This window comes from Actibacterium ureilyticum (assembly GCF_002285435.1).
Lineage (GTDB): Bacteria > Pseudomonadota > Alphaproteobacteria > Rhodobacterales > Rhodobacteraceae > Actibacterium_C > Actibacterium_C ureilyticum.
The window spans coordinates 155554-175981 of sequence record NZ_NSBT01000020.1; the positions used below are offsets into that span (position 1 = coordinate 155554).

Annotated in this window: 18 protein-coding genes, 1 tRNA gene and 2 pseudogenes; 12 read left to right on the forward strand and 9 right to left on the reverse strand. The window is 62.8% G+C overall.

What is annotated here, in order from left to right; genetic code table 11:
* A tRNA-Lys gene (locus CLM60_RS05440) sits at positions 1–76 on the forward strand.
* A 269-nt stretch (positions 77–345) separates the two neighbouring features.
* Here the strand turns inward: CLM60_RS05440 and CLM60_RS05445 are convergent.
* From CLM60_RS05445 to CLM60_RS05470, 7 genes and pseudogenes are all read right to left on the reverse strand, one after another.
* Positions 346–942, reverse strand: coding sequence for a LysR substrate-binding domain-containing protein (locus tag CLM60_RS05445; RefSeq protein WP_245848259.1), 597 nt, complete (start codon positions 940–942; stop codon positions 346–348).
* Positions 943–979: 37 nt separating this feature from the next.
* Positions 980–2038, reverse strand: a pseudogene (locus tag CLM60_RS05450) (tripartite tricarboxylate transporter permease); the annotation flags it as partial.
* On the reverse strand, positions 2035–2610 hold the full coding sequence (locus CLM60_RS05455; RefSeq protein WP_095588151.1) for a tripartite tricarboxylate transporter TctB family protein: 576 nt from the start codon (positions 2608–2610) through the stop codon (positions 2035–2037). The gene CLM60_RS05455 and the pseudogene CLM60_RS05450, both read right to left, overlap by 4 nt.
* Before the next feature lie 89 nt (positions 2611–2699).
* Positions 2700–3374, reverse strand: a complete 675-nt coding sequence (locus CLM60_RS05460) for a tripartite tricarboxylate transporter substrate binding protein (protein WP_342745103.1) — start codon at positions 3372–3374, stop codon at positions 2700–2702.
* A gap of 36 nt (positions 3375–3410) precedes the next feature.
* Entirely contained in the window at positions 3411–3698 is a 288-nt protein-coding gene (locus CLM60_RS21375; RefSeq protein WP_342745104.1) for a hypothetical protein, read from the reverse strand.
* A 70-nt stretch (positions 3699–3768) separates the two neighbouring features.
* Positions 3769–4572 (reverse strand): shikimate dehydrogenase family protein, encoded by an 804-nt coding sequence (locus CLM60_RS05465; RefSeq protein ID WP_095588152.1) that lies wholly within the window; start codon positions 4570–4572, stop codon positions 3769–3771.
* Complete coding sequence (locus CLM60_RS05470) at positions 4562–6268, reverse strand: FAD-dependent oxidoreductase (protein ID WP_095588240.1); 1707 nt, start codon at positions 6266–6268, stop codon at positions 4562–4564. Before CLM60_RS05470 ends, CLM60_RS05465 begins: the two co-directional genes overlap by 11 nt.
* A 159-nt stretch (positions 6269–6427) precedes the next feature.
* Between CLM60_RS05470 and CLM60_RS05475 the strand changes: the two genes are divergently transcribed.
* Genes CLM60_RS05475 through CLM60_RS05490 form a run of 4 tightly spaced genes read left to right on the forward strand, consistent with a single transcriptional unit; the run spans position 6428 to position 10468 of the window.
* On the forward strand, positions 6428–7249 hold the full coding sequence (locus tag CLM60_RS05475) for an IclR family transcriptional regulator (protein WP_095588153.1): 822 nt from the start codon (positions 6428–6430) through the stop codon (positions 7247–7249).
* On the forward strand, positions 7246–9006 hold the full coding sequence (locus tag CLM60_RS05480; protein WP_245848239.1) for an FAD-dependent oxidoreductase: 1761 nt from the start codon (positions 7246–7248) through the stop codon (positions 9004–9006). Before CLM60_RS05475 ends, CLM60_RS05480 begins: the two co-directional genes overlap by 4 nt.
* Positions 8993–9610, forward strand: a complete 618-nt coding sequence (locus tag CLM60_RS05485; RefSeq protein WP_095588155.1) for an NIPSNAP family protein — start codon at positions 8993–8995, stop codon at positions 9608–9610. The genes CLM60_RS05480 and CLM60_RS05485 overlap by 14 nt, the downstream gene beginning before the upstream one ends.
* Positions 9611–9613: 3 nt before the next feature.
* Complete coding sequence (locus tag CLM60_RS05490) at positions 9614–10468, forward strand: sugar phosphate isomerase/epimerase family protein (RefSeq protein ID WP_095588156.1); 855 nt, start codon at positions 9614–9616, stop codon at positions 10466–10468.
* On the opposite strand, the gene CLM60_RS05495 is transcribed toward CLM60_RS05490, so the two are convergent.
* A complete protein-coding gene (locus CLM60_RS05495) occupies positions 10409–10831 on the reverse strand; it encodes a hypothetical protein (RefSeq protein WP_095588157.1) in 423 nt (140 codons plus the stop codon). The two genes, CLM60_RS05490 and CLM60_RS05495, sit on opposite strands and share 60 nt — an antisense overlap.
* Positions 10800–11726 (reverse strand): LysR substrate-binding domain-containing protein, encoded by a 927-nt coding sequence (locus tag CLM60_RS05500; RefSeq protein ID WP_095588158.1) that lies wholly within the window; start codon positions 11724–11726, stop codon positions 10800–10802. The genes CLM60_RS05495 and CLM60_RS05500 overlap by 32 nt, the downstream gene beginning before the upstream one ends.
* A 175-nt stretch (positions 11727–11901) precedes the next feature.
* On the opposite strand from CLM60_RS05500, the gene CLM60_RS05505 reads away from it, so the two are divergent.
* From CLM60_RS05505 to CLM60_RS21170, 7 genes and pseudogenes are all read left to right on the forward strand, one after another.
* The gene (locus CLM60_RS05505) at positions 11902–13182 is read left to right on the forward strand and encodes an NAD(P)/FAD-dependent oxidoreductase (protein WP_095588159.1); all 1281 of its coding nucleotides are present in this window, start codon (positions 11902–11904) and stop codon (positions 13180–13182) included.
* An 86-nt stretch (positions 13183–13268) separates the two neighbouring features.
* Positions 13269–14264, forward strand: coding sequence for a D-2-hydroxyacid dehydrogenase (locus CLM60_RS05510; RefSeq protein ID WP_095588160.1), 996 nt, complete (start codon positions 13269–13271; stop codon positions 14262–14264).
* A 7-nt stretch (positions 14265–14271) separates the two neighbouring features.
* A complete protein-coding gene (locus tag CLM60_RS05515; protein WP_095588161.1) occupies positions 14272–15504 on the forward strand; it encodes a pyridoxal phosphate-dependent aminotransferase in 1233 nt (410 codons plus the stop codon).
* Between the two features lie 11 nt (positions 15505–15515).
* The gene (locus CLM60_RS05520) at positions 15516–16895 is read left to right on the forward strand and encodes a hypothetical protein (RefSeq protein WP_141246466.1); all 1380 of its coding nucleotides are present in this window, start codon (positions 15516–15518) and stop codon (positions 16893–16895) included.
* A 21-nt stretch (positions 16896–16916) separates the two neighbouring features.
* Positions 16917–18560 carry a flavin monoamine oxidase family protein gene (locus CLM60_RS05525; RefSeq protein ID WP_095588163.1) on the forward strand — a complete coding sequence of 548 codons (1644 nt, stop codon included), beginning with the start codon at positions 16917–16919 and terminating at the stop codon, positions 18558–18560.
* Positions 18561–18609: 49 nt separating this feature from the next.
* Positions 18610–19701, forward strand: a complete 1092-nt coding sequence (locus tag CLM60_RS05530) for a TRAP transporter substrate-binding protein (protein WP_342745105.1) — start codon at positions 18610–18612, stop codon at positions 19699–19701.
* A 167-nt stretch (positions 19702–19868) separates the two neighbouring features.
* Positions 19869–20306: pseudogene (locus tag CLM60_RS21170) on the forward strand (TRAP transporter small permease); the annotation flags it as partial.
* Positions 20307–20428 lie beyond the last annotated feature (122 nt).

A 20428-nucleotide genomic window follows, 5' to 3' on the forward strand; every position in this document is an offset into this window, starting at 1 on the left:
GGGCCGTTAGCTCAGTTGGTAGAGCAACTGACTTTTAATCAGTGGGTCGCAGGTTCGAATCCTGCACGGCTCACCATTTTTCTCAGGCGGAAAAGCTCAGAGAAGGTGGTGCCCGCCCGGTGGGGTGGTGATCTTCCGGAATATGCAGAATATCGGATGGGGTGTCTGGCTCGGATGACTTGGCCAGCGGCAGCGCCCCGCGCAGCGGGGGCACAGAACGATCAGGGTCTTTTGATAGTGCGCGCGCTTCATGTGCGAAGCTCATTGCGGACGTGGATGCAGAGACCTACGCCATTCATCCAAAGATATTTGCTCGCCAGGGCCACTCTTGCAGAACATGCAAGGTCAGGCCGAGCGTAGCGACGCGGCCACCGCTTTGGCCAGGTAACCCATCAGCAGCGAAACGCGCGGGATGGATTTCAGGTCCGGATGGGTCAGAACCCAAAGGCTGTTGGGCGGAATATCGGTCAAGCCGAGCAGCCGGACCAGATCGGGGCGCGCCAGATCATCGGGCAACAAGGCCAGCCCGTGCCCGGCTGCCGCCAGTCCCGCGATACTGGTTAGATCGTCACAGCGCAGGTCGGTCCGGGCCTGATCGAGCGTGAACAAGGCCGAGTAGGCGGGATGAGCAGCCAGTTTCCCGGCTGGACTGATCAAACGATGTGATCGCAGCGCTTCGCGTGTTTCCGGCTGCCCGAACGCCGCGACATACGCGTTTGAACCATAGACCGCCCATTGAATGCTGGAAATCCTCCGTCCCCACAAATGCTCGGGTGGCGCATGGGCTACCCGCAGAGCGATATCGGCGTCGCGAGAGGTCATGTTCGCTTCGACATTGGACACCAGAAGCTCGACCCTGATGTCGGGGTATTCGGTCGTGAATTGCGACAGCAGTTCGGGCAGTATCTTGTCTGCGAAGCTGCTTGGTGTGGACAGCCGCACGATGCCGCTGGCCCCCTGGTCGCGACCGGCAACGCGACCAGAACATGTCGGGCTGGTCGACCATCAGCATCGGGCCGGGGTTGAGCCCGTGGATGAACAGCGCGCCGATCATGATGGCGGTAACCGCGTCGCCGGGAATGCCCAGCGTCATCATCGGAATGAACGCCCCGCCCACAGCCGCGTTATTGGCGGTTTCGGGCGCCACCAACCCCTCTATCGCGCCGTCGCCAAAGGGGCGTTCGGGGTTCTTGGTCACGCGCTTGGCATGGTCATAGGCCATGAGCGCCGCGATATCGCTTCCGGTTCCGGGCAGGGCCCCGATGACCACGCCGATGGACGAGGTTTGCAGGCTCAGTGGCAGGTGTTTGCGGACCGTGGCAAGCGATGGGACAACGCGGCTGATCTTCTGGCGTATGGCATCCTTGTTCACGTGGTGAAGCTGCAACAATGCCTCGGACACGCCGAACATGCCGATCATCACCGCAATGAACGAGATCCCGCCCTCCAGCAGCTGCACATCGAAGGTGAAGCGTTCGGCAAAGGTCAGTGGATCGCGGCCCACCGCGCCGATGGCAAGGCCGAGCGCCCCGGTAAAGATGCCCTTGAGAAGCGAACCCTGGCTGAGCGAGCCGACAAGCAGGATGCCGAGAATGGCAAGCAGCATGTAGTCGCGCGGCTGAAATCTGAGCGCGAATTCCGACACCAGCGGGGCGGCAAGCGCCAGCACGCCGATCCCGATGAACCCGCCGATGAAGGACATGACCGTGGTCACCCCGATGGCCGTGCCCGCTTCGCCGCGCTTGGCCAGGGGATAGCCGTCAAGCGCAGTTGCGATGGCCGATGGTGCGCCGGGTATATTCAGCAGGATCGCCGTGCGCGAGCCGCCATAGACCCCGCCCATATAGATCCCGATCATCAGCGCGATCGCGGGCTGGACCTCCCACGAGAAGGTGAACGAGATCAGGATCGACACCGCCATGGTGACCGACAGGCCGGGGATCGCCCCGACATAGACCCCCGAGAATGTGCCAAGCCCCACCAGAAGCAAAAGCTGGGGCTGCAGGAAAACGGTAAGGAAATCCATCGCGATGCTCATGACGCGCCCCCCGGGGTCAGGTTGCGGAAAAACTGGATCAGTTCGGCTTCGGGCACCAACCCCGTGGGCATCAGCACGCTGAACACGATGCGGAAGATCAGCCAGATCGCGACAAGGCTGCCGAGCGATATGGCCAGCGTCCAGCCCCAGTTGCGCCGGGCAAGGATCTTGAGTGCGGCGATCAGAAACAGCGCCGATGTCGGCAGGAACCCAAGCGGGCGAAGCACGATGCCATAGCCCACAAGCAGCAGCGCGAACACCAGAACGACCGGCGGCAGGATGTCGCGGACGAGGGTCTCGGCGCGGTCAAGCGGCAGGCGCAGGGTCTTCACAAGGATCAGCGCGGCGCTGACCAGCATGACGCCCGTCGTTGCCAGCGGGATCGAGCGTGGCGAGGACAGCCCATTCGGGCCGAAGGGATTTTCGATCCCCAAAGCACTCCAGACAAGCACCGCGCTTGCGCAGGCCAAGGCGGCCGCAAACGCTGCCTCGCCCGGGCGGCGCTTGTCCGGCTCGCCCCCGGGCGTCGCATCCGATGTCCCGTCATGATGTTCCGGGTCAATGTAATCCATGGCGTCCCCCCGGCCTGTTGGCCCCTGCGGTCGGCGCCGCGCCCTGTGTCAGCGCGCGGCGCCCCTCTCTCAACCCCTACAACGCGCGCCTATTGGCCCGGCCGCGAAATCCCGAAATCTTCGGGCGATTTCTTGGAGAACCCCGCGTCATGCACAAGCCAGCTGGATACCGAGCGGTAACTGGTCAGGAAGTCGACCGCTTCGGCGCCGCCGATATTGGAAATCGAAAAACCGCGGCCTTCCATCAGCTCGACGAACTCGGGGTTCCGAGCACCGGCTTCAAAGGCGGCAGAAAGCTTGGCCACGACATCGTCGGGCGTGCCAGCGGGCGCGAAGACACCAAAAAACGGCCCCCACGGCAGATAGCTTTCGAACCCCGGAAAGGCTTCGGTGATGGGCGAAACGCCGGGCACCAGATCATTTTCAACGACATCGACCAGGCCGATGACCTTCATGCGGCCGGCCCGCACACCTTCGAACGCTGCACCCAGCGCAACCGGCATCACGTCGATCGCTCCGCCCTGCAACGCGGTAAGCGCAGGGCCGTCACCGTCATAGGGCACGCGGGTCAAATCCAGATCGACCTGGCTTGTCAGCATCGCCAGCACGATCGAGGTTAGGCCGCCGGGCCCGGTCGAACCGACGCGTACCTCGCCCGGGTTGGCCTCGGCAAAGGCCACGAACTCTTTCATCGTGTCATAGGGCGCGTCGGCACCTGCCACGAAGACAGGCACGCCACGCGCCAGAACCCGGACCGGCACCATATCGTTGTAGTCGGTCTCGCCCAGGCCCAGAACCTTTTACATCTGCGGGTTTTCAGCGCCCATCAACAGCGTATAACCATCGGCTTTGCCCCCCGCCACGTGGTTCAACGCAATCGCGCCCACGGCACCGGTCATGTTCTGCATAACGATCTTGCCGCCCAATGCAGCCTCGGCATGCGGCGTCACAGAGCGCATGACCGTGTCGGTCGATCCGCCGGCCCCCCACTGGATGATGCCCTGAATTTCCTTCTCGGGGTATTCGGCAACAGCCTGCGTGGCCGCGCCGCTGGCCATGAGCGCCAGTGCGATGAGTGTCTTTTTCATGGTTTCCTCCCATTGAATCAGGCAGTGGAGTTTCCTCCGGTTGCAAAGAAGCGGGTGCCCGCTTCGATCCTCACTGTGCGGGCAAGCCCTCGCCCAGCAAAAAATCGACAAGCCTTTCGGCTTCGGCATCGAACATGCCTGCTCCGGCCATGGTCCTGCACCCAAGGTTGCGCGCGGCCTGCAGCATCGGTGTCACGGCGGGTTTTGTGATCGAATCCGCGACGAACTGATCGGCGTTCATCTTCGTGGGGTCGGCTGGAAAGGGGTCGCCTTCGCGCATGCCGCAGGGCGTCACATTCGCGATGAAATCGACGCCGGTCGGATCGTCGCTACCGATCCCGACCTTGCCCGGATATCTGGCGTCCAGCGCGGCAATCGTCGCATCGCGGCGCGCGGTGTCGATCTCGGCGATTTTCAGATGCGCCGCCCCGCGCGCAAGAATCTCGTAGGCAACCGCGCTGCCCGCCCCGCCGACGCCGACCAGCAGGGCGCGCTTGTCCGCGACATCAAAGCCAAGCGCCTTGACGCCGTCCATATAGCCCAGGCCATCGACGTTATCGGCGATATAGCGGCCATCGGCGTCCTTGTGGATCACATTGACCGAGCCGACGAATTTCGCGCGCTCTGATACGACGTCGCAAGATTGCAGCGCGTCGATCTTATGCGGCAGCGTCACCACGATCCCGCCGACATTTTCCATTTTGCGGAACGCGTCGAGTGTCGAGTGGATGTTCTCTGGCCGCACGTTCACCGGCGGAACAATGGCGTTGATCCCGCGGCGGTCGAAGATTTCGGTCAGGAATCGCGGCGAACGGACCTGTGCGATCGGATGCCCGACGATGGGATAAAGCGTGGTTTCACCGCTAAGCTGCATGAGAGTGTCCTTTGTTGTCTTTTGCGCGGGCTGCGGCGTGGCGTGCCGCGATGGCTCCGAACACCAGCGCTGGCCCCAGCGTGATGCCCGGCCCGGGATAGGTGCCGCCCATGATCGAGTGCAGATCGTTGCCCGCCGCATAGACGCCCTCGATCACCGTGCCGTCGGCCCGCAGCAGCTCTGCATTCGGTGTGGCGGCAAACCCCTTGGCCGTGCCGATGTCCGCGGGCTGCAATCGAACCGCGTAAAACGGGGGTGTGGCGATTGTGCCTAATGTCGGGTTCGGCGTGACCGCGGCGTCGCCATTATGGCGCTGATAGGCAGAGCTGCCCCGGCCGAACCTGTCGTCCCGGCCCGCCTGCGCGGCTGCATTTATCTCGTCCAGACTGGCCTGCAAAAGCGTCGGGTCGGTGCCGGTTCTTGCGGCAAGTTCCGCAACCGACCGCGCCGCGATCAGATAGCCATCCTTGACATGGGGTCGCAGGTCGTCGCCACCCGGGCGCACCATCCCAAGCCCGTATTTCGCGATGGCCCGGGCATCCATGATGATCCACGCATGCCGCGTGGCCTCGCCCCCCTGCAGCATCGCCTTGCCGAAAGCGTGATAAGAGCAGGTCTCGTTGACGAACCGTGCGCCGTGGCGGTCGACACAGACCGATCCGGGCTTCGCGCGGTCCAGCACGAAATGCGGAAAGACCGCGTTGCTGCCATCGCCACGCGTGCGGATCGAGCATGGCGCCCAGAAGGCGTTCTGGTCATTGCCCTGCCCATAGACCGCGCCAAGTGCGTCGGCCAGCGCGTGCATCTCGCCGGTGTGGCCGGGGGCCGAGGGGCTGTCGGCTGGCAGGGCATCGGGCAGGTGCGCCGCGCGGCGCTCTGCCGAGCGGCCAAATCCACCGGAGGCCAGGATGACGCCACCGCTTCCGCGCACGGTCTTCGTCGATCCGCCGCAGGCCAGGGTCAGATCCACGCCGCCGTCGCCATTGGGAACCATACCGGTCGCGCTGGTGTTCAGCACGATCTCGACCCCGCAATCATTTGCCGAGGCCAGCAGCCGCCCGACAAGCGCCGCCCCCATCACAAGCCGCGTATGGCGCCCGTAGAGCGCCCTGTCGCGGGCATAGCGCAGGACGATCTTCGCCACATGCGCAAAAGAGCCAAAGGATTTATAGCGGTTCAGCAAATGGCCGATATCCACCCGGTCGATATTCATGCCGCCCAGAACCGTGAACTCGGGGATGGGCGGACGGATGAGTTCGCGCAGTTTGCCCATCGCGCGGGTGTCGAAGGGAACGGGTTCGATCGCGCGGCCATTCAAGGTCGGGTTGGGGTGATCCCATTCGTAATCGGGGTGTTTGGGATAGGGGCGAAAGGCCACCTGGGTCATTTTGCCAAGGGTCTCGATCACCTCTGGCGCAGCATCCAGGAAGGCCGAACGCAAGGCTGCATCGCCATGATTCCCGACAACGCTGTCCAGAAACGCCGCAACAGCCACGCGGCTGTCTTCCGCGTTGACGCTTTTGCCGATGGCCGTGCCGGGGGCCCAGACCGTGCCGCCGGACAGGGCAGAGGTGCCGCCGACATATTCGGTGCGCTCCACCAGTAGAACCCTGGCGCCGGTCAGGGCTCCGAAAACCGCGGCCGACAGACCGGCCGCGCCCGCCCCCATGACGACGATGTCATAGCGCGCAGACATCTGTTCAAAAGCCACAGCGCCCAAAGACTCCTCCCCGAACTTCGAATCACGTTGTCATCCAACTTTTCATAAAACAGAAAATCTTTCTAGTTTTAAAAATTCTTCCATTTTTTATTTCTGCAACCTATAGTCTGGCGAAAGCATGCAGGAGGACACGCAATGAGCAGTGCACTGGAAAAGGGCTTGTCGGTTATTTCGTACCTTTCAAGATTTCCCGAAGGCGCTCAGATCTCGGACATCGCGCGCGGCCTCGATCTGCCCGTCTCTGGTGTGCATCGCCTGCTGAAAGAGCTGGAAAATCTGGGCTATGCCCAACAGACGCGGGATCACGGTGACTATCGGCTGACGCTGAAGTTGGCGACCGCTGGTCTGAGCTTTCTTGCGCGCACCGGCATACCCGACCTGAGCCAGCCCATTCTGGACGCGCTTGCCGCCAAATCCGGCGAGCTGGTCCGGATGGCGCTTTCGGATGGGCAGCAGCTGGTCTGGGTCGGGGTGGCTCAGGGCGCGACCTCTGGTCTGCGCTATGATCCCGGTGCCGAACATGGCCAGATCGTCCATCTGGCAACCGCTTCGGGCGGTCAGGCCTGGCTTGCCGCGATGGCCGATAACGACGCGGTTGAGGCGGTCGTGAAGCAGGGGTTGGAAAAGCCCGATGGCGCGGGCGTTTCGGCCCCGCAAACCATCACCGATCTGCTTGCCGTGATCAGCGGCGTCCGCAAGAAAGGCTATGCCATGAACGCCAACAGCTTCATGCTGGGCATGGCGGCCATCGCCGTGGTGATCCGTCACCCCGAAACCGACCTGCCCATCGGCACGGTCTCGATTGCGGGGCCTTCGGCGCGCGCCACACCAGAGCGGCTGCTTGCCTGCCTGCCCGACCTGCAGGAGGCGGCGCTTGAACTCTCCCAGGCAAGCCATGCCGGACGCAGCTTCAATGCCTGGTACGCCGACCGCAGCGAAGGACGGAAAGGGGCGTGACCCACGCGACCATGCCGGATGCTGCTCCGCAGGACGGGGACAGCTATGATTTGATCGTTGTGGGGTCCGGTGCCGGTGGGCTGTCGGCAGCGGTGACGGCGGCCCATCTGGGGCTGCGCGTTGCGGTGCTTGAAAAAGAGCCGGTGCTGGGCGGGACCACCGCCTGGTCCGGCGGCTGGCTGTGGATCCCGCGCAATCCGCTGGCCATCGAGGCCGGGATCGAAGAGCCGGTCGAGGCGCCTTTGCGCTATCTCGAAAGCGTCATGGGCAACCGGGCGCGGGACCCGCGGATCGACATGTTTCTGAAGACCGGTCCCGAGATGGTGCGCTTTTTCCGTGACCGGACTGCTTTGGAATGGATCGACGGCAACGCGGTGCCGGATTTCGTCGATCTTCCCGGATCGGTCGGCGGCGGGCGCTCGCTTTGTGCCGCACCTTATGACGGGCGCGGGCTTGGCCGCTGGATCACCAAACTGCGTCCGCCGCTTGGGGTCATATCCATCGGCGGACTTGGCATCGCCGCGGGCGCCGACCTGCGCCATTTCTTCAACGCAACGCGCCGGGTTCAGTCGGGGCTGCATGTGCTGAGCCGTTTGGGAAAACACGCATGGGATCTTGTGGCGCACCGGCGCGGCATGCAGCTGGCCAACGGCAACGCCCTTGTGGCGCGGTTGCTGCGCGCGGCGCTTGACCGTGACGTGGCGCTGTTCACCGACTGTCCCGTGCGCATGGTGACGATTGAACGCGACCGCATCACCGGCGTTACCCTGGAAACGGGGGCGCGGCTGAACGCGCGTGCCGGGGTCGTTCTGGCCGCCGGTGGATTTCCCCATGACGCCGCCCTTCAACGGCATCTGTTCGGTCCCGAAACCGGCACGGCGCATTATTCTGCCGCGCCCTCGGGCAATACCGGCGACGGGCTGAAGATCGGCAAGGCCGCCGGTGCGAGCGTCGAGACGGACCTTGCCAATGGCGGCGCCTGGGCGCCGGTTTCCAGGGTTCCGCAGGGCGATGGCACAATGGCGCACTTTCCGCATCTGATCGAACGCGCGAAACCCGGCATCATCGCTGTCACCGGGCGCGGCGAACGCTTCACCAACGAGGCCGACAGCTATCACGCGTTCATGCGCAGACTGTTCGATGTCTCGGCCGATACGTCGGACATCCATTGCTGGCTGATCGCCGATCACAAGGCGCAGCGGCGCTGGGGTCTTGGCTGGTCGCGCTGCTTTCCCTTCCCGCTGCGGCCCTATCAGCGCAAGGGCTACCTCAAATCCGCGGGCAGCCTTGCCGCGCTGGCGACGGAATGCGGGCTGGACGCGGCCACGCTGGAACAGACGGTCAGCCGTTTCAATGCACATGCCATCCAGGGCAAGGACCCCGAGTTCGGGCGTGGCGAGTCGCGCTACAACAAGGTTCAGGGCGACCCCGAGCACCGCCCGAACCCGGCGCTTGGCCCGCTCACCTCGGCGCCGTTTCACGCGGTTCGGATCGTGCCGGGCAGCTTGGGGACATTCGCCGGCCTCGCCACGGATGAATATGCCCGTGTGCTGGATGCCAGCCGGGCACCTATCCCCGGACTGTTCGCGGCGGGCAATGACATGAGCTCGATCTTTGCCGGGCATTACCCAAGCGGCGGCATCACGCTGGGCCCGGCCATGACCTTTGGCTACATCGCCGCCCATACCGCCGCCGGGCGCATGGGCCCCGACGCAACATCCCCGAACATCGAAGGAGGCCCTCATGCCACTGTTTGACATCACCACGCTCAACACCGAGCTTTTCGCGACGCCCAAGATCGCGCCCGCGCTGCAAAGCTGGCTTGCCGCACCCCAGGCCCGGGGGACCCTGTTGGGCGCTTGGGCCCCCGATATCGGCACGTTGAATGATATCATCCTGCTGCGCCAATACGCCGATGCCGACGAACTGATCGCCGAGCGCAAACGCACCCGTCTTTCCGACAACCCGTTCGGCTGTATGGAGCATCTGCGCGGCTGGACCGCCGACAGCTATATTCCACTGGAGTTCTCTTTGCCGGTGACGCCCGGCGAATATGGCAAGGTCTATGAAATCCGCACTTATCGACCCAAGCTGAACGGCATGGCCCCCACGATCGAGAAATGGGCCGAGGCGCTGCCCCCGCGCGAGGAATATTCACCCTGTTCCATCGCCATGTATTCGCTGGACGGCCTGACCCGCTTCACGCAGATCTGGCCTTATGACAGCGCCAATCACCGGGCCGAATTGCGGGCCAGGACCGTGGCCGATGGTGTCTGGCCGCCAAAGGGCGGGCCAGCATGGCTTTCGGCCGACATGGTCTCGACCCTTGCCGTTCCGCTGCCGTTTTCACCGCTTGGCTAAGCGATGGGGTATCGGTATTCCTTGGCCTTTCTGACCGTGTCCGAGCTTCCACCGCCCCGCGCGGTGGAGGTCGCGGCAAGGGCGGGTTTCGATTGCGTCGGTCTGCGCCTGCTGCCGTCGGGCACGGACGGCCCCTATCCGATCCTGACCGACCGGGCGCTGCAGCGCGCGACCCTTGCCGCCCTACGTGACACCGGCGTCACGCTTGCCGATATCGAGATCATCAGGATCACCCCTGATTTCGACGTCGAAGGCACGCTGGCGTTTCTTGAGACCGGCGCGCGGCTGGGAGCGACCAATATCCTTACCGCCGGTTACGACCCCGACGAAAACCGCATGATCGACAATTACGGTGCGTTTTGCGAACTGGCACAGGGCCACGGCATGACCGCCGACCTCGAATTCATGCCCTGGACCAATGTGGCAACTGTCGGTGATGCCGCACGCATCGTCGCTGCGGTGAACCATTCCGCCGCCGGTGTTCTGGTGGATGCGCTGCATGTGCAGCGATCCGACAGCCCATTTGCGGATATTGCGGCGCTGCAGGACGAATGGATCCACTATGCACAGCTTTGCGACGCGCCGGGTGTGTTCGACCAAAGGTATGACGCCCTGATCGCGACAGCGCGCGAGAACCGGCAAATGCCCGGCGACGGGGATTTCGATTTCGATGCACTTCTGACCGCGCTGCCGGACGATATCGTGCTCAGCGTCGAGGTGCCTCAGCTGCACCGGAACCCGGTTGTTCCCGCTTCGAAGCGCGCGGCCGAGGCTTTGACCAAGGCAAAGCGCGTTGGCTCATCCAGATCGGATCTGCACGCCAGCGGCCCGCGGGTTGGGCATATTGTTGACGAATAGGCAGAAAACCCGCGTGCATGGCCGCGCCGTCAGCTTGGTGGCACAGTAACGTCGCCCGCGCCCGGCCCGCATCGCCAGATTCATGTCTTGGGGCCAAAGCTGCCCCGCGCCTCGCGATTGCGGGGTCGTCAGCACCTCGTAAAGCGGCGTCTGGGCAAAGCGGCCAGGCCGCAATGGCAGCGTGCGCGATACCGGCAGGGTGTTTTCCCAGTTCAGCCATTCCTGCACATAGGCAAGGGCAAAGGTCCCGTCCGGATCGCGCGGAAACTGCCGCATCAGCCGGTACAGGAGCAGATGGCGGATGCCGGGCTTGATCTGAAAGGCGGCAAAATCATGAATTGCCCCCTCGCAGCTTTGCAGCATTCAGGCGAAAGCGCCGTGCCCGGTCCTTGACCCACAAAGCGAATTCATGTGCCGCGGGCATTTCAGCGCGCTGCTCGGGTTGTACCAGCCAATAGCTGTCCGCGGTTGGCACCGGACCGCCAAAGGGAAGGACCAGTTCGTTATTCGCAAGTTCGGTTTCGACATAAAGCAGCGGAACAACCGCCAGCCCCAGCCCGCTTTTGGCGGCTGATATCAACAGCTCGCTATGGGGGAACCTTGGGCCGCGAATGGCGCCCTTGTGCCCCAGCCCGGCGCCATGCAGCCAGGTCAGCCACAGATCGGGGCGGCTGGCATTCTGAAGCGTGGGCAATGTATCGAAATCCAGCTCCTGGTCCGGGATATAGCCCTGCCATGCATGCGGTGCGCCAACAACGACAAGCTCTTCGCGAAACAGCTCCTGCGAGCGTGTTGCCGTCCACGCGCCGCGTCCGCGCAGGATGGCGGCGTCGATCCGCGTTTCGGTGAAATCGATATTCTTGGTCGTGGTGACGAAGTCGAGGATGGTCTCGGGGCGGTCCTTCAGGAAATCATGAAGCCGGGGTGTCAGCCAGCGGGACGCCAGCGTGGGATGGGCGCAGATCATCAGCGCGGCTTCCAAAGACTGGCCCCTGACGCAATTCACGGATGCCTGTTCGATCTGGTCAAGCCCGCTTGAGATCTCGTTGAGATAGGATTTGGCGATTTCAGTCAGGATGAGCCGCGAGCCGACGCGTTCGAACAGTTTCACCCCCAGCAGGGCTTCAAGATTGCTGATCTGACGGCTGATCCCGCTTTGCGTGACGGACAAATCCTCGGCCGCCTTGGTAAAGTTCATGTGCCGGGCCGCGGCTTCGAATGCGAGCAGCGCCGTGAGGGAAGGGGTGAAGCGTCGCATCGCGAGAGCCTATGATAAAAAGTCATTCAGGTCTGAGGTTTTTGACAGTTCGTCTGTTCAGCGGTCTCTGACAAACTCCAATTTATCAACAACACACTCCCGTTGATCAAGGGAATTGCAGAGCCGCGCCGGGCGTGTTCACCCAAGGCTGCGCTTTGAACCATGAGGTAAGATCATGCGCCATGTTGCGACGAAAGACCGCCAGGTCGCCGTGATCGGTGGGGGAATCATTGGTGTAGCCATCGCCGAGGCGCTGTTGAGACAGGGCCACAAGGTCACACTGATCGAACCTGGCGCATTTGGCGGAGAGCAGTCCGCGAGCTATGGCAACGGTGCCTTTATCAGCCCGGCTTCGGTCATCCCGATGTCGATGCCCGGCCTTTGGCGTCAGGTGCCCGGCTATCTTTTTGATCAGGGCGGCCCGCTGACGATCCGCTGGGCGTTCTTGCCGCGTCTTATGCCGTGGCTGGTCCGGTTTCTGATGGCGGGCCGAAGCAAGGCGCGCGTTGCCAGAACGGCGCGGGCCTTGTCTTCGCTGCTGTCTCAATCGCCGGTCCGTCACAGCCAGCTGGCCGCGCGGGCGGGGGTGCGGCAACTGATCCAGGACACGGGGCTTCTTTATCTTTATTCGGACAGAAAGGCATTCGCGGCTGATCGGCTCGCCTGGCAGTTGCGGGCGCAGTGCGGTGTCAAAACCCGCGAGGTCGAAGACGCCGAGCTGCGCGCGCTGGTACCAGGTCTGGCCGCGCGCTATGGCTTTGGGATCCTGTTGACCGAGGGACAGCATTGTCTGAACCCGGGGGGCTATGTGGACGCGGTCGCGCGCCATTGCCTGTCCAAGGGGGCTTCTTGGCAGAACGCGCGGGCCAGGCGCATCGTCACATCCGCCGATGCGGTGGTCGGCGTGGAAACGGATGCGGGAACGGTCGCCTGTGATACGGTCGTGGTCGCCGCCGGGATACACTCCACCGCTTTTTCCAGGCCCTTCGGCGACCGAATTCCGCTTGAATCCGAGCGGGGCTATCACGTGGAATTTGCCGGCACACCGCTTGATCTGAAAATTCCGGTCATGCCCCAGGACCTGAAGGTTGCCATTGTCCAGACAGCGGGCGGTTTGCGCGTCGCGGGCCAGGTTGAATTCGCGTCGGCAAAGGCGGCCCCGAACTGGAAGCGCGCCGATCTGCTGGGTGAAAAGCTGCGCTTTTGCTTTCCGGACGTTCCGGTGACAGGCGCAGGAATTGCGGCGCGCCGCTGGCAGGGCAACCGCCCGTCGACCCCGGATGGGCTGCCTGTCATCGGACGCGCCCGAAAGAACGCGCATGTGTTTTACGCGTTCGGTCATGGCCATGTCGGGTTGAACGCGGCACCGATGACGGCCGAACTTATTGCCGACCTTGTTGCCGAAAGGCCGCCCCCGCTCGACATCACTCCCTTTCGGCCTGACCGCTTTCGCTGACAGCCGGGCCGCCATTTTCCACCCTTGCCGCACTTGGCCACGCCGCGCGTGGTCCGATCCCCCATGCTTTTTGACGGAGACCGCACATGACGCATCAAACCCCCATTGGAACCGCACTGCCACCGGCGGATGATCTGAGGATCCTCTTTGCTCATGGCGCCTATGACATGAAGCGGATCTTCGACGCCACGGCGCACGGGATCAACACGATGCAAGTCAGCAACTACGCCGATCTGGAAAGTGCCCTGCCCGAGGCGGATGTGCTGGTCGTTTCCGGCCTGTGGAAGAACGATCTTTTGAAACATGCCCCGAAGCTTCGATATATTCAGTCGGTCAGTTCGGGTACCAACCAATACGACACCAACGCATTGCAAGGACACGGTATCCGGCTGGCATCGGGGCAGGGCGTGAACAGGAACGCCGTGTCCGAACACGCGATCGGGTTGCTTCTGTCGCTGACACGGCGTCTGGCTTTCGCGCGCGACAATCAGCATGCGGCGTTCTGGCGGGCCGAGCAGACCGATCCAATGCAGCGCGAGGACGAACTGCCCGGCAAAACCATGGTGATCGTCGGCACCGGCGGGATCGGCGACCGGATCGCCAAGCTGGCCCAAGCGTTCGACATGACCGTGATCGGTGTCCGCCGAGACCCGGCAAAGGGCAAGGGGGCGGCCGACGAGGTGCATTCGTTCAAGGATCTTCATTCGGTTCTGCCGCGCGCCGACGTGCTGGTGCTGAGTTGTCCGCTGACCGACGAAACACGCAACATCATCGATGCCAAAGCCCTGGCCCAATTGAAAAGGACGGCGCTGTTCATCAACGTGGCGCGTGGCGCCTGCGTGGACGAAGGCGCTCTGGTCCAGGCGTTGCGCGACAACCGGATCGCAGGTGCCGGCCTGGATGTGACCGCGACCGAGCCGCTGCCCGCCGACAGCCCGATCTGGAGGATGCAGAATGTTGTGCTGACCCCGCATGCCGCGGGTGAAACGCGCCTGTACGAGCGCAATGTGCTTAGTCTTTTGAACCGGAATCTCGACCGTCTTTGGGCGGGCGAGAGCACCATTGTGAATCAGATCGTCTGAGGTTCGCATGTCGCACCCGTCACAAACCCAATTCCGCCGCGCGGACCGGCTTGCCTCGCAGAAGGTCTCGGAAATCCTGGCCATCGGGGCACGCGCGTCCGCGCTGGCAGAGCAGGGGCATCGCGTCATCGTTCTGGGCGCCGGAGAGCCGGATTTTCCAACGCCACCCCACGTGATCGAGGCAGCACACCGCGCGGCGCTTGACGGACAGACGACCTATACCCCGCTGGCCGGCACCGCCGAAATGAAGGCCGCGATCATCGAAAAATTCCGGCGCGAGAATGGTCTGAACTTCGCGCCGGATCAGGTGATCGCAACGGCCGGGGCAAAGCAGGTCATTTTCAACGCCTTCATGGCGACCCTCAACCCCGGTGACGAGGTCGTCATTCCGGCACCTTATTGGACGACCTATTCCGCGATGGTGGATATCTGCGGCGGTGTGCCGGTGACGGTCGCCTGCACCGCCTCGAATGGTTTCAGGATCACGCCCGAGCAGCTTGATGCCGCGATCACGCCACGCACGCGGTGGCTGATGCTGAATTCACCGTCAAACCCGACCGGTGCGGCCTATGGTCGTGAAGAACTTTTGGCGATCTTGGATGTACTGAAACGCCATCCCGATATCTGGCTTCTGTCGGACGAGATTTACGAACACATCGTCTATGACGGGTTTCGGGCGGAAAGCCCGGCGGGGCTTTGTCCCGACATTCGCCAGCGCACACTGATCGTGAACGGGGTGTCGAAAGCCTATGCCATGACCGGCTGGCGGATTGGATACGGGGCCGGACCGGCCGCGTTGATTGCCGCGATGACCGTTGTCCAAAGCCAGTCGACATCGAACCCCTGTTCCATCGCGCAGGCGGCGGCGGTCGCGGCGCTGACCGGACCGCAGGACATTCTGGCAGAGCGCCGCGCCTGTTTTCAGACCCGGCGCGACTTCGTCGTCTCGTCGCTCAACAAGATCCCGGGGCTTTCGTGCCGCACGCCCGAGGGGGCGTTCTATACCTTTGCCAGCTGCGAGGCCATTTTGGGAGCCAGTACCCCCGAAGGCGCCGTTCTGCGGACGGATCGCGATTTCTGTTCCTGGGTGCTCGAAACGGCACATGTGGCGGTCGTGCCCGGTGCGGCCTTTGGAGTGTCGCCCTATTTCCGTGTGTCCTATGCCACCGCTCAGGCCGAGCTGGACGCGGCGATGGCGCGACTGGCCAAGGCCTGTGACATGCTTGAATGGCCTACATGAGGCCCCGGGCATTGCCTCTCTCCCTTGGCGGTCTGGCGCCCGGGGTGCTTTTGCAGGTTGCGCTTATACTGCTGCTGATCGCGGGCGCGGTTTTCGACAATCCGACGCTCAGCGCGCTGGCGGCCGTATTGGCGGTGATCTGGATCGTGCTGCAATGGCCCCGGCTTATTCCGCTGGCGCGCCGCTTTGCCGGTCTGGCCGCAATTTGCGCGGCCCTTGCAATGCTGGCAGCACCCCAGGTCGCGCTTCGCCTGATGACCGCATTGGTACAGGGCACCGGGTTTGCGGGATTGATGATGGTCCTGGGGTTGTTGCGCCAGCCTGTGAAGCGCGCCGTCGTGACCCGCCAAGCGGCGGAACATCTTCTGTCTTTCCGTTCCGGATACCGATATGGCGGGGTTCTGGCAGGAGCGCAGTTCATGGCGCTGGTCTTCAATATTGGGATCATCGCGATGATCGGGGATGTGACGCAGCCAGCGGACGGACCTGACGGGCGTCATGACCCGGCGCGGCGCGCGATGGTCGTCGCGGCGATGCGCGGCGCCGCTCTGGTTACGATCTGGTCCCCCATGTCGCTGGGCTTTGCCATCGTCACGGCCGGTGTGCCCGCGATCGAGCCGCTTCAGCTTGTTGCCGTCGCATTTGCATTCACCACGGTTGTCGTGGTTCTGTCGGGCGTGTGGCCCTTATTGCCGAAAGAGGCCCGCCTGTCCGACAACACACCGCGTGGGGCCGAGTTACGCGCGCAAACGGCGCTGTTCAAAGTGCTTGGGGTCAGCGCGCTTTTGCTTGTGCTTACGATTTCGCTGCACAGGGTTCTTTCGCTAAGCTTTACGCTGTCGGCCATCGTGGTGCTGCCCGTGTTTGCGATGGTCTGGCTGGCGTTCGAACCTGCCTGCGGGGTGGGCTATGCCCATCGGTTGAGGGGCGCTCTGGCCGGTCTGGCGGATTTACGGTCGGAAAGTGCGTTATTCCTGTCGGCCAACATCATCGGTGCGGTGCTTTCGCTTGCCATTCAGTCCAGTCCGCTGTGGCCGATGCTGTCGAATGGCGGTTTTGCCAGCTTGCCCACCCTTCTTCTGTGCCTTTTCGCAATTCCTCTGGCCGCCGCGCTTTATCTGCCCAACAGCATCATGGTGGTTCTGACCGCCCAGGTGCTGGGACCCACGGCTCTGGGGCAATCGCATCCGCTGGCGCTGGGGCTCACGCTTTGTATCGGGTGGGCGCTTGCGATCTGTGTCAATCCGATCAGCGCGATGAACCTGATCGTCGCGCGGTACTGCGACGTGCCGGCATCGCGTGTGGCGCATGTTTGGAACCTGCGCTTTGCAGGGGTGATATTCGCTCTTGCCGCCCTGCTTATAGGTTTCGTCTTTCAACGGGGCGGTTAAGCTCTCATCTCAGGAGGCTTCATGACACAGCTTACGGCATTCGGACCCGATTTTCCCTTCGACTATCAGGCGTGGATCAGTCATCCGGCGGGCACAGGGGCCGTGCCCAAAGCGATGCATGGCACGCCGGTCGCCGTGATCGGGGCCGGCGCCGCAGGCGTCATCGCGGGGTTCGAGCTGATGAAGCTTGGTCTGCGCCCTGTCCTGTACGAATCCGCACAGTTTGGCGGGCGCCTGCGTTCCCAGACCTTCGAAGGCAGTGACGGTATCGTCGCAGAGCTGGGGGGCATGCGCTTTCCGATCTCGTCGCGCGGCTTTTATCACTATCTTGATCTGACGGGATGCCAGACAAAGCCGTTTCCGAACCCGCTGACCCCGGCGGCGGGCTCGACGGTCATCGATCTGGAAGGACGCAGCCATTTCGCGCGTGCGCCAGAGGATTTGCCACCCATCTATCGCGACATTGCCCGGGCTTACGATCAGGCCCTGGCTGAACAGGCCGATTTCGCCGAGTTACAGGCGGCGGTGCGCGACAAGGACGTCGCGCGGATCAAGGCGCTTTGGGATCCATTGGTCGCGACCTGGGACGAGCGCACGTTCTATGACTTCGTGGCTCATTCGCGTGCGTTTCAGGCCCTCGATTTCCATCACCGCGAAATCTTCGGCCAGGTGGGGTTCGGTACTGGCGGCTGGGACAGTGATTTTCCCAATTCCATGCTAGAGATCCTGCGGGTGAACCTGTTGGGTCTGGACGATGCCCAAAGGTTTGTGGTGGGCGGGGTCGAGCAGGTCCTGCACAAGCTGTGGCGCCTGGCCGTCAACTGCACCCACTGGCCCGAGGGCACCACGCTGGAGTCCCTGAACGCGGGCGCAACGCGCAGCCGGGCGACGGCGCTTTCCCGTGCCGGCGACCTGATCCGGGTGCGCGATCAGTGGGGCAACGAAGATGACTATGCTGCGGTGCTGGCGACGTGTCAGTCTCATCTGTTGACGACGGCGATCGACGTCGAAGAGGAGCTGTTCGACCAGAAGATCTGGATGGCATTGGACCGGACGCGATACATGCAATCGTCGAAGACATTCGTGATGGTCGACCGGCCCTTCTGGAAAGACATCGATTCGCGCACCAATCGACCGGCCCTGTCGATGACGCTGACGGACCGGCTGACGCGTGGCACGTATCTGTTCGACAACGGCGATGATCAGCCGGGCGTGATCTGCCTGAGCTATGCGTGGATGACAGATGCCCTGAAGGTTCTGCCGCTGTCCGATGAAAAGCGCGTCGAGCTTGCCCTGAACGCGCTGCGGAAAATCTATCCGGATGTGGATATCGCCGCTCATATCAGGGGCGCGCCGATCTGTGTCAGCTGGGAGGCGGACCAGAACTTTCTGGGGGCGTTCAAGGGCGCGTTGCCCGGGCACTATCGCTATAATCACCGGATTTACGGACATTTCATGCAGCAGGGGTTCAATGATCGCGAGAAGGGCATCTTCCTGGCGGGGGATGGCATCAGCTGGACACCAGCCTGGGTGGAAGGGGCCGTGCAGACCGCTTTGAACGCGGTTTGGGGAATCATGGCCCATTTGGGCGGAGCCTCAGCGGCCGGGAATCCCGGCCCTGGCGATGTGTATCCCGAACGTGCGCCTGTTCCGCTTCCTGAGTGAGATATGATTGAAAATCGGGCGGAATGTGTAACCCTCATGACAAATAATCATGCCGAACCCTGCATTCCGTTCATTCTCAATCGGCGTTTCATCTGTCAACGTGTCGCCATGGGGAAGCCAAAAGTCGGCAAGCAAACAACGATATGCCGAAAATCAAACAGAGAGGACCATCATGAAAACAAAGCTTAGCGCAGCTGTTGCCGCCTCGACGCTGATCTGTGGCGCCGCCACGGCAGAGACCTGGGATATGCCGATGGCCTATCCGGCGTCGAACTATCATACCGAGAATGCTCAGGAATTTGCCGATGCCGTAAAGGCATGCTCTGGCGGCGAGCTCGAGATCGTCATCCATGCCGGTGGTTCGCTTTTCAAAGGGGGAGAGATTAAACGCGCGGTGCAACTGGGCGAAGCGCAGATCGGCGAGCGTCTGCTGTCGGCGCATGCGAACGAGAACGCGGTTTTCGCCTATGATTCCGTGCCGTTCCTTGCCACTTCGTTCGAAGCGTCCGACACGCTTCGTGATGCGGCGGCACCGACGCTGTCCGGCGTTCTGGCGGATCAGAACCTGACGCTGCTCTATTCCGTGCCTTGGCCGCCGCAGGGGCTTTACTTTTCGAAACCCGTGGCCAGTCCCGACGACATGAAAGGGGTGAAATTCCGCGCCTATAATGCGATCACCGCGCGTGTCGCGGAACTGGCGGGCATGGTGCCGACCCAGATCGAAGCCGCCGATCTGAAACAGGCGCTTGCCACCGGCGTTGTGTCGTCGATGATCTCGTCCGGGTCCACCGGGGTCGATGAAAGTGTTTGGGAGGACATGACGAATTTCTATGATGTGAAGGCATGGCTGCCGCGCAACACTGTCTTCGTGAACAAAGATGCTTTCGATGGCCTCCCTGAAAACGTCCAAACCTGTGTGACGGACGAAGCGCAAAAGGCCCAGACCCGTGGCACGGAAAAAGCCGCCTCGCTCGCTGGCGGGTTTATAGACACGCTTGCGGGCAACGGTATGACAGTGGGTGCCCCGACAGAGGCCGTGAGCGCCAAGCTTGTCGAGATCGGGGGAGTGATGACCGCCGAATGGCTCGAGACGACCGGCGATCAGGGCAAGGCCATTGTCGACGCCTATAAGGCTGAATAAGGACGGCCAGCACCCGCCTGAAGGGCGGGTGCTATCGCCGCTTTCTTTGGCGACCGACAGATGGTGCGACCGAAGGGGGACGATCCGCGCGGCCATCGCGCGTCGACTGACCGCTGACAATTTCCCCGACATCCTATCGTGATGCGAACCGACAAGGAGGGGCCCGCATGCGCCGCCTGATCGACAGTCTCTATGCGCTTTCCGGGGCCGGTGCCGCGCTTTCACTGGTCGCGATCCTGTGTCTTGTTGTGGCGCAGATGGTGACCCGCTGGCTTGGCATTCTGTTTCCGGGCGGGGCGAACTACGCGGGCTATGCTATGGCGGCGGCTTCCTTCCTGGCATTAGCCGATACGTTCCGGCACAACGACCATATTCGGGTTAGCATGCTGGTTGAACGCACAACGCGGTTTCGGCGTGCGGCGGAAATCTGGTGTTATAGTGCGGGCAGCATCGTGGCGCTTTTTCTTGCATGGTACGCGTTCCAGACACCGATTCTAAGCCACAAGATCAACGATATTTCCCAAGGGCAGGACGGAACGCCGCTGTGGATTCCGCAGATTTTCATGGCGGTTGGCGCTGTGCTGTTTGCCATTGCGCTGCTCGACAGTCTGGCGGGGATTCTGTTTTCCGAGAGCTACGGCGTCGACGGGCCGCGCAAGCCGATCCTGCGCGACGCCCTGAGCGCGCCGAAATGGCGGTTGCTGTTCGCAGCGGGCTGCGGACTGGC